Annotated in this window: 14 protein-coding genes and 1 riboswitch; of the genes, 7 read left to right on the top strand and 7 right to left on the bottom strand. The window is 56.1% G+C overall.

The window, feature by feature from the left end; all coding sequences use genetic code 11:
- The first annotated feature begins 83 nt into the window (after positions 1-83).
- From ABLU80_RS00285 to ABLU80_RS00275, 3 genes are read left to right on the top strand one after another with little or no spacing between them, the layout of a single operon-like run.
- Positions 84-845 (top strand): endonuclease/exonuclease/phosphatase family protein, encoded by a 762-nt coding sequence (locus tag ABLU80_RS00285; RefSeq protein WP_047055642.1) that lies wholly within the window; start codon positions 84-86, stop codon positions 843-845.
- Positions 842-2,086 carry a cardiolipin synthase ClsB gene (gene clsB / locus ABLU80_RS00280; protein ID WP_101704196.1) on the top strand — a complete coding sequence of 415 codons (1,245 nt, stop codon included), beginning with the start codon at positions 842-844 and terminating at the stop codon, positions 2,084-2,086. The genes ABLU80_RS00285 and clsB overlap by 4 nt, the downstream gene beginning before the upstream one ends.
- Complete coding sequence (locus ABLU80_RS00275; RefSeq protein ID WP_348849572.1) at positions 2,083-3,048, top strand: lysylphosphatidylglycerol synthase domain-containing protein; 966 nt, start codon at positions 2,083-2,085, stop codon at positions 3,046-3,048. The genes clsB and ABLU80_RS00275 overlap by 4 nt, the downstream gene beginning before the upstream one ends.
- Positions 3,049-3,141: 93 nt before the next feature.
- Here ABLU80_RS00275 and ABLU80_RS00270 read toward each other — a convergent pair whose 3' ends face one another.
- From ABLU80_RS00270 to moaA, 6 genes are all read right to left on the bottom strand, one after another.
- Positions 3,142-3,846, bottom strand: coding sequence for a Bax inhibitor-1/YccA family protein (locus tag ABLU80_RS00270; protein ID WP_015367602.1), 705 nt, complete (start codon positions 3,844-3,846; stop codon positions 3,142-3,144).
- A 44-nt stretch (positions 3,847-3,890) separates the two neighbouring features.
- Positions 3,891-4,343: a molybdopterin synthase catalytic subunit MoaE gene (moaE, locus tag ABLU80_RS00265; RefSeq protein ID WP_015367603.1), complete on the bottom strand. Its 453-nt coding sequence runs from the start codon at positions 4,341-4,343 to the stop codon at positions 3,891-3,893.
- A gap of 1 nt (position 4,344) precedes the next feature.
- Positions 4,345-4,593: a molybdopterin synthase sulfur carrier subunit gene (gene moaD, locus ABLU80_RS00260; protein ID WP_015367604.1), complete on the bottom strand. Its 249-nt coding sequence runs from the start codon at positions 4,591-4,593 to the stop codon at positions 4,345-4,347.
- Positions 4,586-5,074: a cyclic pyranopterin monophosphate synthase MoaC gene (gene moaC / locus ABLU80_RS00255; RefSeq protein WP_015367605.1), complete on the bottom strand. Its 489-nt coding sequence runs from the start codon at positions 5,072-5,074 to the stop codon at positions 4,586-4,588. Before moaC ends, moaD begins: the two co-directional genes overlap by 8 nt.
- A 3-nt stretch (positions 5,075-5,077) precedes the next feature.
- Positions 5,078-5,590 (bottom strand): molybdenum cofactor biosynthesis protein B, encoded by a 513-nt coding sequence (moaB, locus tag ABLU80_RS00250; RefSeq protein WP_015367606.1) that lies wholly within the window; start codon positions 5,588-5,590, stop codon positions 5,078-5,080.
- A 23-nt stretch (positions 5,591-5,613) separates the two neighbouring features.
- Positions 5,614-6,603 (bottom strand): GTP 3',8-cyclase MoaA, encoded by a 990-nt coding sequence (gene moaA, locus ABLU80_RS00245; protein WP_015704804.1) that lies wholly within the window; start codon positions 6,601-6,603, stop codon positions 5,614-5,616.
- Positions 6,591-6,728: riboswitch (molybdenum cofactor riboswitch) on the bottom strand. (Overlaps the previous gene by 13 nt.)
- A gap of 208 nt (positions 6,729-6,936) precedes the next feature.
- Between moaA and yvcK the strand changes: the two genes are divergently transcribed.
- The 4 genes from yvcK (at position 6,937) to pmrB (ending at position 11,366) form a co-directional block, all read left to right on the top strand.
- Positions 6,937-7,842, top strand: coding sequence for a uridine diphosphate-N-acetylglucosamine-binding protein YvcK (yvcK, locus tag ABLU80_RS00240; RefSeq protein WP_015704803.1), 906 nt, complete (start codon positions 6,937-6,939; stop codon positions 7,840-7,842).
- Positions 7,843-7,952: 110 nt separating this feature from the next.
- Entirely contained in the window at positions 7,953-9,596 is a 1,644-nt protein-coding gene (gene eptA, locus ABLU80_RS00235) for a phosphoethanolamine transferase EptA (protein ID WP_015704802.1), read from the top strand.
- Positions 9,593-10,264, top strand: a complete 672-nt coding sequence (pmrA, locus tag ABLU80_RS00230) for a two-component system response regulator PmrA (RefSeq protein ID WP_032705592.1) — start codon at positions 9,593-9,595, stop codon at positions 10,262-10,264. The genes eptA and pmrA overlap by 4 nt, the downstream gene beginning before the upstream one ends.
- 4 nt (positions 10,265-10,268) lie before the next feature.
- The gene (gene pmrB, locus ABLU80_RS00225; protein WP_047037173.1) at positions 10,269-11,366 is read left to right on the top strand and encodes a two-component system sensor histidine kinase PmrB; all 1,098 of its coding nucleotides are present in this window, start codon (positions 10,269-10,271) and stop codon (positions 11,364-11,366) included.
- Between the two features lie 197 nt (positions 11,367-11,563).
- Here pmrB and uvrB read toward each other — a convergent pair whose 3' ends face one another.
- The gene (gene uvrB / locus ABLU80_RS00220) at positions 11,564-13,579 is read right to left on the bottom strand and encodes an excinuclease ABC subunit UvrB (protein ID WP_015367612.1); all 2,016 of its coding nucleotides are present in this window, start codon (positions 13,577-13,579) and stop codon (positions 11,564-11,566) included.

Here is a 13,579-nt window from a genome sequence, read left to right as displayed (position 1 = left end):
TACGGAAAATTCCGTATCACCGCATCTTTTTGTGACGTCTACTACACTATTTTATTCAGGAAAGTGACATTAACTGGAGAATTATGGCTGAGCCAACGTCGCGAATTTCGGTGAACGTGCTGACAATTAACACCCATAAGGGCTTTACGGCGTTTAATCGGCGTTTTATTTTGCCCGAATTGCGCGAGGCCGTTCGCAGCGTCAGCGCCGACATAGTTTGCCTACAGGAAGTGATGGGTGCGCACGAAGTGCACCCTTTGCATATCGAAAACTGGCCTGATACCACCCATTACGAGTTTCTTGCCGACACCATGTGGAGCGATTACGCCTACGGGCGCAACGCGATCTATCCGGAAGGCCATCACGGCAATGCCGTACTGTCGCGCTTTCCCATTGAATATTATGAAAATCGCGATATCTCGGTCGGCAATGGCGAAAAACGCGGCCTGCTTTACTGTCGCATCGTACCTCCGCACAGCGACATGACGATCCACGTTATCTGCGTGCATCTCGGTCTTCGCGCGCACCAGCGGCAGGCACAGTTAACGATGCTGGCAGAGTGGGTCAATACGCTACCGGCAGGCGATCCGGTGGTGGTGGCAGGCGACTTCAACGACTGGCGCCAGCAGGCTAATCAGCCCTTAAAAGCGCAGGCAGGGCTTGAGGAGATTTTTACTCGCGCCCGCGGGCGGCCGCTACGCACCTTTCCGGTCGCTTTCCCGCTGCTGCGCCTCGATCGTATTTACGTTAAGAATGCGCATGCCAGCCATCCGAAGGCGCTGGCGCTTAAACACTGGCGGCACCTGTCCGATCATGCGCCCCTGAGCGTGGAGATACATCTGTGAAATGTCGCTGGCAGGAAGGCAATCGTATTACCCTACTGGAGAATGGCGACCAGTATTATCCGGCGTTATTCGCCGCCATTGGCCGCGCGCAGCGCAAGGTGATTCTTGAATCCTTTATCTGGTTTGAAGATGAGGTGGGCTGGCGACTGCATGCGGTGCTACTGAAAGCCGCCCGTCGGGGTATTCAGGTGGAAGTGCTGCTCGACGGCTACGGTTCGCCGGATCTTAGCGATGAGTTTGTCGGCGAACTCACCGCCGCTGGCGTGGTCTTCCGCTACTACGATCCGCGCCCCCGGCTAATGGGTATGCGTACCAATTTATTCCGCCGCATGCATCGAAAAATCGTGGTGATTGACGACACAACCGCGTTTGTTGGCGGCATCAACTACTCTGCCGAGCACATGAGCGATTACGGACCGGAGGCGAAACAGGATTATGCCGTGCAGGTTGAAGGGCCGGTGGTGCTCGATATTCTCCAATTCGAACTGGAGAACCTGCCAACCAGCGAGGCAGCCCGCCGCTGGTGGCGACGCCGTCGGCATCAGCCGGAAATTAACCAAACCCCTGGCGAAGCGCAGGCGCTGTTTATCTGGCGCGATAACCATGAACATCGTGACGATATTGAACGTCACTATCTGAAAATGCTGACCAGCGCCCGCCGCGAGGTCATCATCGCCAATGCCTATTTCTTTCCCGGCTACCGTCTGCTGCACGCGATGCGTAATGCCGCGCGGCGCGGCGTGCGGGTGAAGCTGATTGTCCAGGGCGAGCCGGATATTCCGATTGTTAAGTTTGGCGCCCACCTGCTGTACCACTACCTGATTAAAGGCGGCGTTCAGGTGTATGAATACCGCCGACGCCCGCTGCATGGCAAGGTTGCGTTGGCGGACGACCACTGGGCAACCGTCGGTTCCAGTAACCTCGACCCGCTGAGCCTGTCGTTGAATCTGGAAGCCAACCTGATTATCCACGACCGCGAGTTCAACCAGACCCTGCGCGATAACCTCAACGGCCTCATCGCCAGGGATTGCCAGCAGATAGATAAGTCCATGCTGCCAAAACGCAACTGGTGGCGGCTCGGCGTCAGCGTGCTGGCGTTCCACTTTCTGCGTCACTTCCCCGCCTGGGTCGGTTGGCTACCGGCGCACACCCCACGATTAGCCAGGGTCAGCCCGCCGGTGCAGCCGGAAATTGAAACCCAGGATCGGGTAGAAACGCAAACCAGAGACAATCCGCTATGAGCAAATCACATCCCCGCTGGCGGATGGCGAAAAGAGTGCTGACCGTGCTCTTTTTTATCGCCGTCATCGTATTGCTGGTGATTTACGCGCAAAAGGTCGACTGGCAGGAAGTCTGGAAGGTCATCCGCGGCTACGATCGTCTGGCGCTATTTAGCGCCGTTGGGTTGGTTATCGTCAGCTACCTGATTTATGGCTGCTACGATCTGCTCGGGCGAGCCTGGTGCGGCCACAAGCTGGCAAAAAAACAGGTGATGCTGGTGTCGTTTATCTGCTACGCCTTTAACCTGACGCTCAGCACCTGGGTCGGCGGGATCGGGATGCGCTATCGGCTGTACTCGCGGCTGGGGCTGCACGGCAGTACCATCACCCGTATTTTCTCATTAAGCATCACCACCAACTGGTTGGGCTATATTCTGCTGGGCGGCATCATTTTTACCGCGAATCTGGTGACGCTGCCGCCGCACTTGTACATCAGTCAAACCACGCTGCGTATTATTGGCGGCGTTCTGCTGCTTTTAACCCTGATCTATCTTTTCGGCTGCGCCTTCGCCAAACGCCGCCACATGACGATTAAGGGACAGCGGCTGGTGCTGCCCTCTTTTCGTTTCGCTCTACTACAGATAGGGCTGTCGGCGGCGAACTGGATGGTGATGGGGGCGATTATCTGGCTGCTACTGGGCAGCGAGATTAGCTATTTTCTGGTGCTGGGCGTGCTGCTGGTGAGCAGTATCGCCGGCGTTATCGTTCATATTCCCGCCGGGATTGGCGTGCTGGAGGCGGTGTTTATCGCCATGCTCTCCGGCGAGTCGATTTCGAAGGGGGCGATAATTGCCGCGCTGCTGGCGTGGCGCGCGCTGTACTATTTTCTGCCGCTGCTGCTGGCGACCATCGCTTATCTGGTGCTGGAAAGTCGGGCGAAAAAGCTGCGGCAGAAGAATGAGCGCAAGCTGGCCCGTGGATGAAACGGCCCGGTTGCGCTTACCGGGCGACATTTTTGCGGATTGCCTGGATTGGTAGCCCGGATAAGGCGCATCGCGCCGCTATCCGGGATGATATTAACGGCGGTTGCCGAAGATACGCAGCAGCATCAGGAACAGGTTGATGAAGTCCAGATACAGCGTTAAGGCGCCGAGAATCGAGTATTTACGCAGCGTGGCGCTATCGCGGGTATCAATCTGCTCGCCGATGTTTTTCAGCTTCTGGGTGTCGTAGGCGGTCAGGCCGACAAACACCAGCACACCAATGTAGGTTACCGCCCACATCAGCGCTTCGCTCTTCAGCCACAGGTTAACCAGCGACGCCAGCACGATACCAATCAGCCCCATAAACAGCATGCTGCCGAAGCCGCTCAGATCGCGCTTAGTGGTGTAACCATACAGGCTCATCGCCCCGAACATCCCGCCGGTCACCACAAAAGTGCTGGCGATAGACGAATAGGTATAAACAATAAAGATGCTCGCTAACGTTAGCCCTGTTAACGCCGAATAAAGCATAAACAGCGTCGTCGCCATACCCGCGCTTAAGCGCTGCACCATCCCCGAGAGCACAAACACCAGCGCCAGCTGGGCGATGATCAGCCCGAAGAAAGTGATTTTGCTTGAAAAGACGAACATCATGACCGCCGGGGTATTCGCCGCAAACCACGCGATAAACGCGGTTAACAACAACCCGACCGTCATCCAGCCGTAAACCTGCGCCATGTAGGTCTGCAGGCCGCTGCGGCTCTGAACAATGGAATCGGAACGAGGGAATCTGTCCATGACTATCTCCTGATTAACAAGTTTCTCTCAGTAAGCGTATCACACTACCAGCGCTCTGCCGCCTGATGATCGCTGTCGCGGGCATCGACCCAGCGTTCGCCATCCGGCGTCGCCTCGCGTTTCCAGAACGGCGCGCGGGTTTTCAGGTAATCCATGATGAACTCGCCGGCGGCGAAGGCGCTGCCGCGGTGGGCGCTGGTCACACCAACAAAAACAATCTCTTCGCCCGGCCACATTTCGCCAATGCGATGGATAACCGTCACCCGGCCAAGCGGCCAACGTTCCCGCGCCTGTTCAACGATTTCCGCCAGCGATTTTTCGGTCATGCCCGGATAGTGCTCCAGCGTCAGCGCTTTCACGCTGTCGCCGAGATTGTGATTACGTACTTTGCCGGTGAAGGTGACCACCGCGCCGTCTTCATCGCGCTCGGCCAGCCACGGATACTCATCGCCGACACAAAAGCGCGCCGGGCTTACCACGATACGAGTCTGCGTCATCTTAGCCCCCGGTGACCGGCGGGAAAAACGCCACTTCGTCGCCGCTCGCGACCGGATGGTCAAACGAGGTCAGCGTCTGGTTGACCGCCGCCAGCAATTTTCCTTCTTCCAGTGCCAGCGCCCAGCGGTCTCCGCGCGCGGCAAGCTGCTGACGCACGGCTTCAACGGTCGGCAATTCGCTGGCGTCGAGAGTCAGGGTATCGGTGCCAACCAGTTCGCGCACCTGGGCAAAAAACAGGACGTTAATCATGGGCTTCCTCCACCTTAAAATCGCCGGACTTGCCGCCGCTTTTCGCCAGCAGACGTACCGGGCCAATAACCATATCTTTCTGTACCGCTTTACACATGTCGTAGATGGTCAGCGCGGCAACCGAGGCCGCGGTCAGCGCTTCCATTTCTACGCCGGTTTTACCGGTCAGGCGGCAGAGTGACTCAATGCGCACGCGGTTATGCTCCGGCTGCGCCTGCAGGTTCACTTCTACTTTGCTGAGCATCAGCGGATGACACAGCGGGATCAGCTCCCAGGTACGTTTCGCGGCCTGAATCCCGGCGATACGCGCGGTGGCGAATACATCGCCTTTATGGTGGCTGCCGTCGATAATCATCGCAAGCGTTGCGGCCTGCATTTCGACGTAAGCCTCAGCGCGCGCTTCGCGTACCGTTTCCGCTTTGCCGGAGACGTCAACCATGTGGGCTTCGCCCGCGGCGTTAATGTGGGTCAGTTGTGACATAAACTATTTCTTTAAATGAGGAATGAAGTTGCACGGGCGAGTGCGCGCATCCAGCTGTGGCGCGATAATATTTTCCCACGCGGTGGCGCAGGCCTTGGTCGAGCCCGGCATCGCGAAAATCAGCGTGCGGTTGGCAACGCCAGCAACGGCGCGGGACTGCAGCGTCGAGGTGCCTATCTCTTCAAACGAGAGCATACGGAACACTTCGCCAAAACCTTCGACCTCGCGGTCAAACAGCGGCAGCAGCGCTTCCGGCGCCTGATCGCCATCGGTAAAACCGGTACCACCGGTGATCAACACCACCTGCACCTCATCGCTGGCAATCCACGCCGAAACCTGGGCGCGAATCGCGTAGCGGTTCTCTTTCACAATAGCCTTATCGACGAGGGTATGTCCCGCTTCGTGCAGCGCATCGCGCAGCCAGTGGCCGGAGGTATCGTCCTCTTCGCCGCGGCGGTTGGAAACGGTAAGAATAGCAATACGGGTCGGGATAAACTCAGCGCTAGCCTGGCTCATCTGAATGCTCCTTTCGAAAACGATTATCCGCCAATATACGACAGGTTCTGCGTAATACCGGTGTTGCCCTGATGCAGGAAATGGGTCTGCTTTTTATGGGTTAAGGCTTCGGCTATCCGCGCTTCCAGCGCGGCCTGCTGCTCGTCCTCGGCCATCAGGTCGCGCAGATCTACGCCGCCTTCGCCGAACAGACACAGGTGCAGTTTGCCAACGGATGAGACGCGAAGACGGTTACAGGTGGCGCAGAAGTCTTTTTCATACGGCATGATCAAGCCGATTTCACCGGCGTAATCCGGGTGACAAAAGACCTGTGCCGGGCCATCGCTTCGTTGACGGATCTGGTGGATCCAACCGCGGCGCAGCAGTTCATCGCGCAGCACCATGCCGGAAATGTGGTGACGGCGGAACAGGTCGCTGCCCTCGCCGGTTTCCATTAATTCAATAAAACGCAGCTGAATACGGCGAGGTTTGATCCACGCGAGGAAAGTGTCGAGCTGGTGGTGGTTGACATCACGCATCAGCACGGTGTTGACCTTAACCTTTTCAAAGCCGGCGGCAAAGGCGGCGTCAATACCGTCCATCACCTGCTGAAATTTATCCTGACCGGTGATGGCATGGAACTGGCGAGCGTCGAGGCTATCGACGCTGACGTTAATCGCCGTCAGCCCGGCATCACGCCAGCGTTCGACATCACGCGCCAGGCGATAACCGTTGGTGGTCACCGCGATCTGACGAATCGCGCTGTTTTCACGCACGGCGGCAATAATCTCGGTAAAGTCGCGACGTAACGAGGGTTCGCCGCCGGTGAGGCGGACTTTTTCCGTGCCAAGGGCGGAAAAAGCGCGCGTCACGCGGCGCACTTCGTCTACGCTAAGAAAACCCTTGTTGGTCACGGCGCCGGGCTTGTAGCCGTCCGGCAGGCAGTAGGTGCAACGAAAGTTACACACGTCGGTAATCGACAGGCGCAAGTAATAAAACTTACGCGCAAATGCATCAGTAAGCTGTGAGGCCATATACACCTTTCCAAGTACGGGAGGCGCGGTCATTTCTTTCCACGCCCTGGCGACAGCGCGGCTGCCGCGGCCAGAGCACCATATCTTGCGACACAGGTACCAAGGCTAGAGTGTTAGTTGGTTATGCCGATAGTAGCGCTTTAACGATGGTTTCGCCATTTTCATTTTCGCTATATAATCATCTATATATCGCTAATATCTTGCATTTTCAGTACAGAATAGCCAAAAATCACACTTTAACATTGATATCGGTCAGTTTGACGGAAACCGGGCATTATCTTTTAGGGGTAGATCGGAGACGCTAAACCCGAACATTGAACAGAAGGAATTCGTATGCGCAATCGCACTTTCGCCGATCTGGACCGCGTCGTCGCCCTTGGCGGAGGCCACGGTTTGGGGCGGGTGATGTCGTCGCTCTCGTCGCTCGGCTCACGCCTGACCGGCATCGTGACCACCACCGATAACGGCGGATCAACGGGGCGAATTCGCCGCTCGGAAGGGGGGATCGCCTGGGGCGATATGCGCAACTGCATTAATCAATTAATCGCCGAACCCAGCGTCGCTTCCGCGATGTTTGAATATCGTTTTGGCGGTAATGGCGAGCTTTCCGGGCATAACCTCGGAAATCTGATGTTAAAGGCGCTGGATCACCTGAGTGTGCGGCCTTTAGAGGCGATCAATTTGATCAGAAACCTGCTTAAAGTGGATGCTTTCCTGATTCCGATGTCGGAGCAACCGGTCGATCTGGTGGCGCTCGATCATGAAGGCCATGAAGTGTATGGCGAAGTGAATATCGATCAGCTGGATCACATCCCGCAGGAACTGATGCTCAGCCCACCGGTTCCGGCGACTCGCGAAGCGGTTGAGGCCATCGCCGAGGCCGATCTGATCCTAATTGGACCAGGGAGCTTCTACACCAGCCTGCTGCCCATTTTACTGCTCGACGAAATGGCCCAGGCGCTGCGGCGGACCCCGGCGCCCATGGTGTTTATCGATAACCTGGGTAAGGAACATAGTCCTGCCGCCAATCTAACGCTGGCGGACAGGATGACTATTCTGGAACATTACGTCGGCAAAAAAGTGATTGATGCCGCCATCGTCGGGCCGAAAGCCGATGTTAAGGGTATGGAAGAACGACTGGTGATTCAGACCGCGCTGGACGCCAGCGATGTCACCTATCGTCATGACCGCGTGCTGCTACGCCAGGCGCTGGAGCAGGCTATTCAGGCATTAGGTTAATCCTCAAGCGGCACTATTTTAAACAAGATGACGCCTCAGATTAAAATCTTAAGGTTGTCTTAAAATATCGCTGTCAACATAACGAACATCTCCTACTACGGGTATTCGTTATGTCGTTTATTTCTTTACGTCGGCCGGTACTCAGCCGCACGGCTTATTTGACTCTCTTTGCCTGTTATATCGGTATCTTTCTTAACCTGGCCTTTTATCGCCAGGTTTTCCCGCTACTGCCGGTAAACAATCTCCATAACTGGCTGGTTTTCCTTAGCATGCCGATCGTGGCAATTAGCGTGATGAACATCATCACCACCCTCGCCTCGTTCTTAAAGCTCGACCGGGTAGTCATCAGCCTGTTTATTCTGCTGAGCGCCTCGGCGCAGTACTTTATCTGGACCTTCGGCGTGGTGATCGACCGTTCGATGATCGCCAATATCTTCGATACGACGCCTGCGGAAAGTTTTGCCCTGCTGTCGACGCAAATGGTCATCGTGCTGGGTCTCTCCGGGCTATTGATGGTTCTGGTTGCCTGGTGGATTAAAGTTCGCAAACCGGCCTCTTTCTGGCGCGGCGCAGCGATGCGCCTGCTCAATATCGCCGTTTCAGCGCTGCTCATTGTGCTGGTGGCGGCGCTGTTCTACAAAGATTACGCCTCGGTATTCCGTAACAATAAGGAGCTGGTGAAATCTTTAAGCCCTTCCAACAGCATTGTGGCGCTGAACTCGTGGTATGCGCATAACCGGATGGACAACCTGCCGCTGGTGAAGATCGGCGAAGATGCCAAACAGAAAGCGGTGATGCATAACGGCGCGCGTAAAAATCTGACCATCGTGGTGCTGGGAGAAACCTCGCGCGCCGAGAATTTCTCGCTGGGCGGCTACGATCGCGAAACTAACCCGCGCCTGAAGCAGGACGACGTGGTGTACTTCCCGAAAACCACCTCCTGCGGCACCGCAACCGCGGTTTCCGTCCCCTGCATGTTCTCCAATATGCCGCGCGCGCATTACGATGAAGAACTGGCGCACCATCAGGAAGGCGTTCTGGATATTTTGCAGCGCGCCGGTGTTCAGGTGCTATGGAACGACAACGATGGCGGCTGTAAAGGCGCCTGTGACCGCGTGCCGCATCAGAACGTCACCAACCTGAACCTCAGCGGCGAGTGCATTGATGGCGAGTGCTACGATGACGTGCTGTTCCATAATCTTGATAGCTATATCGATAATTTACAGCAGGATGGCATTATCGTTCTGCACACCATTGGTAGTCATGGCCCGACCTATTACAATCGCTACCCGGCTGAATTCAAAAAATTCACCCCGACCTGCGATACCAATGAAATCCAAAGTTGTACGCAACAACAGTTGACCAATACCTACGACAACACCATTTTGTACGTCGACTATGTGGTTGATAAAGCGATAAAATTGCTGCAATCAAAACAAGATAGATTCACCACCAGTCTGGTGTATTTGTCTGACCACGGCGAATCGCTGGGTGAAGATGGCGTGTATCTGCATGGCCTGCCGTACTCCATAGCGCCGGATACGCAAAAACACGTGCCGATGCTGCTGTGGTTGTCGCCGGATTATCAGCAACGCTATGGCGTATCCAGCCAGTGTTTGCAACAGCAGGCGAAGACGAACGATTATTCACAAGATAATCTGTTCTCTACCCTGCTTGGCCTGCTCGGGGTAGACACCCGCGAGTATCAGGCAAAAGACGACCTTTTAACGCCATGTAGAGAGACCGGCAGATGAAAATCTTAGTCATTGAAGACGATGCGCTCCTGTTACAAGGGTTAATTCTGGCCATGCAAAGCGAAGGCTATGTCTGCGATGGCGTCGCCACCGCGCATGAAGCCGCGCTGTCGTTAGCCAGCAACCATTACAGTCTGGTGGTGCTCGACCTGGGCCTGCCGGATGAAGACGGTCTGCATTTCCTGGCGCGTATGCGCCGGGAGAAATTCACCCAACCGGTGTTAATCCTCACCGCCCGCGATACCGTGGGCGACCGCATCAGCGGGCTGGATACCGGCGCTGACGATTACCTGGTGAAACCTTTCGCGCTTGAAGAGCTCAACGCCCGCATTCGCGCGCTGCTGCGTCGCCATAATAATCAGGGCGATAATGAGCTGACCGTCGGCAACCTGCGCCTTAATGTTACCCGTCGTCAGGTGTGGCTGGCCGGCGAATCGCTGGAGCTGACGCCAAAAGAGTATGCTCTGCTCTCGCGCCTGATGATGAAGGCCGGCAGCCCGGTACATCGCGAAATTCTCTACAATGATATCTACAGCTGGGATAACGAACCGGCCACCAATACCCTCGAAGTGCATATCCATAATCTGCGCGACAAGATTGGTAAAGCGCGGATCCGCACCGTCCGCGGCTTTGGCTACATGCTGGTGAATAATACGGAGTCAGAATAACGCTATGGCACTGTTTGCGACCGAAACCTGGACCATGCGCCACCGTCTGCTGCTGACCATCGGCGCGATTCTGGTGGTCTGCCAGCTGATTAGCGTATTTTGGCTATGGCATGAGAGCAAAGAGCAAATCCAGCTGCTGGTTGCCAGCGCCATTGAGGGTCATAACAATCAAAGGCACGTCGAACATGAGGTACGCGAAGCGGTCGCCAGCCTGCTGGTGCCAAGCCTGCTGATCATCGGTCTGGCGCTATATATCAGCCTGATGGCGGTGAAGAAAATCACCCGTCCGCTATCCAATCTGCAGAGCGAGCTGGAAAGCCGGACGCCGGATAATCTGCAACCCATTATTTTGCAGGAGTCGGTGCCGGAAGTGACCGCAGTGACCATGGCGATTAATCAACTGGTGTCGCGGCTGACCCTGACGCTCGAACGGGAGCGTCTGTTTACCGCCGACGTCGCCCACGAACTGCGTACCCCTCTTGCCGGGCTGCGCTTGCATCTGGAGCTGCTGGCAAAGGTACACGGCGTCAGCGTTGATCCCTTAATTCAACGTCTCGATCAGATGACCAACAGCATTTCGCAGCTGCTACAACTGGCGCGCGTCGGCCAGTCGTTTTCCGCCGGGAGTTACCAGCAGGTGCATTTGCACGAAGATGTGGTGGAGCCTCTGCAGGATGAGTTGGCAACGATGCTCGAAGCGCGCCAACAGACCCTGGAGATAGAAAGCGGCGCAGGCGAGGATCTCATTTCCGGAGATGCGACCCTGGCGCGGGTGATTTTACGCAATCTGGTGGAGAATGCGCACCGCTATAGCCCCGTGGGGTCGAAGATTAAGATTTCGGTAAAACCGGGAAATACGCCGATTCTGGCAGTAGAAGATGAAGGGCCGGGCATTGATGAGGCCAAAAGCGGCGAGCTGAGTAAAGCGTTTGTCCGCATGGACAGCCGCTATGGCGGAATAGGCCTCGGTTTAAGCATCGTCACCCGCATCGCGCAACTGCACGATGCGCAATTCTTTTTACATAACCGTCAGCCCGGACCTGGCGTCCGCGCCTGGGTGCTATTCCCGCGCAGCGCGCGTCAGAAGGTTAATACCCATTGATGTAAGAAGGCGACCACTATCACAAAGGCGGTCGCAATGGCCAGATATTCACGGTTGGTCAGTTTTTGCATGGCGCTATCCTCATTAAACTGAGGATAGTGTCGCTGAAGAAAATTAAGCCAACATTAAGATCCTACGATAATAGCGTGACGGCAATTGCAAATTGCCGTCATTTTTGCACGGCTCCCCTATCGCCCTTATGATGCCGCAATAAACAGTTCGCGTAGCTGATGCAATTGATCGCGGATCTGCGCGGCTTCTTCGAACTCAAGGTTCTGGGCATGCTGCATCATTTGCCCTTCCAGCTCGTGGATTTTCTGCTGCAGCGCTTTCGGTGTCAGTTCGACGCTATCGGCTTCCACCGGAGAACGGGCTTTGCCACGGCCTTTGGCTTTGGTCTTCGCTATGTTCTGACCCAGCGCCAGAATATCGACCACTTTCTTATTAAGACCCTGCGGCACAATACCGTGCTCTTCGTTATAACGCTGCTGCTTCTCGCGGCGGCGTTCGGTTTCACCGATCGCCTTCGCCATCGATGGCGTGATTTTATCGCCGTAAAGAATCGCCTTACCGTTCACGTTACGCGCCGCGCGGCCGATGGTCTGGATAAGCGAGCGCTCGGAACGCAGGAAGCCCTCTTTATCGGCATCAAGTATCGCCACCAGCGATACTTCCGGCATATCCAGCCCTTCGCGCAGCAGGTTGATACCCACCAGCACGTCGAACTCGCCAAGACGCAGATCGCGAATAATTTCCATACGCTCGACGGTATCGATATCGGAGTGCAGATAGCGCACCCGTTCACCGTGCTCTTCCAGGTATTCGGTTAAATCCTCCGCCATGCGTTTGGTCAGCGTCGTCACCAGTACACGCTCATTGATCGCCGCACGGGTACGGATTTCTGATAACAGATCGTCGACCTGCGTCGCCACCGGCCGCACTTCGATAACCGGATCCAGTAGGCCCGTTGGGCGAACGACCTGGTCTACCACCTCATCGCCGGATTTTTCCAGCTCATAGGGACCCGGCGTCGCTGAAACGTAGATGGTCTGCGGCGCCAGCGCTTCAAACTCTTCGAACTTCATCGGCCGGTTATCCAGCGCTGACGGCAGGCGAAAGCCATATTCCACCAGCGTCTCTTTACGCGCCCGGTCGCCACGGTACATACCGCCGATTTGCGGGATAGTCACGTGCGATTCATCGATAACCAGCAGGCCATCCGCCGGCAGGTAGTCGAACAGCGTCGGCGGCGGCTCGCCCGGCCCGCGCCCGGAGAGAAAGCGCGAGTAGTTTTCAATCCCCGAGCAGTAGCCCAGCTCGTTCATCATTTCGAGGTCGAACTGAGTGCGCTGGCTCAGCCGCTGCTCTTCAAGCAGTTTATTGTTCGCCAGCAGGACCTTGCGGCGGTCAGCCAGCTCGTCTTTGATCTCTTCCATCGCCTGTACGATACGCTCGCGCGGCGTAACGTAGTGGGTCTTCGGATAGATGGTATAGCGTGGAATGGACGATTCGACGTGGCCGGTCAGCGGGTCAAACAGCGATAGCCGCTCGACCTCTTCGTCAAACAGTTCAATACGCAGCGCGATATCATCGGATTCCGCCGGGAAGACATCGATAACCTCGCCGCGGACGCGGAAAGTGCCGCGCTGGAAGGCCTGATCGTTGCGGGTGTATTGCAGTTCCGCCAGTCGACGCAGGATCGCCCGCTGGTCGATCAGCATGCCGGTGGTCAGGTGCAGCATCATCTTCAGATACAGATCCGGGTCGCCAAGACCGTAGATGGCGGAAACCGAAGCCACCACCACTACATCGCGCCGTTCGAGCAACGCTTTGGTGGCCGACAGACGCATCTGCTCAATGTGTTCGTTCACCGAGGCGTCTTTTTCGATAAAGGTATCCGAGCTCGGTACGTAGGCTTCAGGCTGGTAATAATCGTAGTAGGAGACAAAATACTCCACCGCATTCTCGGGAAAGAACTCTTTCATCTCGCCATACAGCTGCGCCGCCAGGGTTTTGTTCGGCGCCAGCACCATCGTCGGGCGCTGTAAGTCAGCGATAACGTTGGCGATGGTGAAGGTTTTCCCCGAACCGGTTACCCCAAGCAGGGTTTGATGCGCAAGGCCATCTTCCAGCCCCTCTTCCAGACGGCGGATGGCTTCGGGCTGATCGCCGGAAGGACGGAATGCGGAGTGCAGCTTGAACGGTTTGCTCAT

Origin of the sequence: Klebsiella sp. CN_Kp104 (assembly GCF_040064515.1) — a bacterium.
Classification (GTDB): Bacteria; Pseudomonadota; Gammaproteobacteria; order Enterobacterales; family Enterobacteriaceae; genus Klebsiella; species Klebsiella aerogenes.
The sequence above is the reverse complement of the archived record's forward strand: the minus strand, read 5'-3'. Positions and strand labels throughout refer to the sequence as shown.

Coding starts and splice junctions, on each gene's coding strand:
- eptA (WP_015704802.1), top strand. CDS start 7,953: ATGTCGTTTATTTCTTTACGTCGGCCGGTACTCAGCCGCACGGCTTAT.
- yvcK (WP_015704803.1), top strand. CDS start 6,937: ATGCGCAATCGCACTTTCGCCGATCTGGACCGCGTCGTCGCCCTTGGC.
- moaB (WP_015367606.1), bottom strand. CDS start 5,590: ATGAGCCAGGCTAGCGCTGAGTTTATCCCGACCCGTATTGCTATTCTT.
- pmrB (WP_047037173.1), top strand. CDS start 10,269: ATGGCACTGTTTGCGACCGAAACCTGGACCATGCGCCACCGTCTGCTG.
- moaA (WP_015704804.1), bottom strand. CDS start 6,603: ATGGCCTCACAGCTTACTGATGCATTTGCGCGTAAGTTTTATTACTTG.
- ABLU80_RS00275 (WP_348849572.1), top strand. CDS start 2,083: ATGAGCAAATCACATCCCCGCTGGCGGATGGCGAAAAGAGTGCTGACC.
- pmrA (WP_032705592.1), top strand. CDS start 9,593: ATGAAAATCTTAGTCATTGAAGACGATGCGCTCCTGTTACAAGGGTTA.
- moaD (WP_015367604.1), bottom strand. CDS start 4,593: ATGATTAACGTCCTGTTTTTTGCCCAGGTGCGCGAACTGGTTGGCACC.
- ABLU80_RS00285 (WP_047055642.1), top strand. CDS start 84: ATGGCTGAGCCAACGTCGCGAATTTCGGTGAACGTGCTGACAATTAAC.
- uvrB (WP_015367612.1), bottom strand. CDS start 13,579: ATGAGCAAACCGTTCAAGCTGCACTCCGCATTCCGTCCTTCCGGCGAT.
- ABLU80_RS00270 (WP_015367602.1), bottom strand. CDS start 3,846: ATGGACAGATTCCCTCGTTCCGATTCCATTGTTCAGAGCCGCAGCGGC.
- moaC (WP_015367605.1), bottom strand. CDS start 5,074: ATGTCACAACTGACCCACATTAACGCCGCGGGCGAAGCCCACATGGTT.
- moaE (WP_015367603.1), bottom strand. CDS start 4,343: ATGACGCAGACTCGTATCGTGGTAAGCCCGGCGCGCTTTTGTGTCGGC.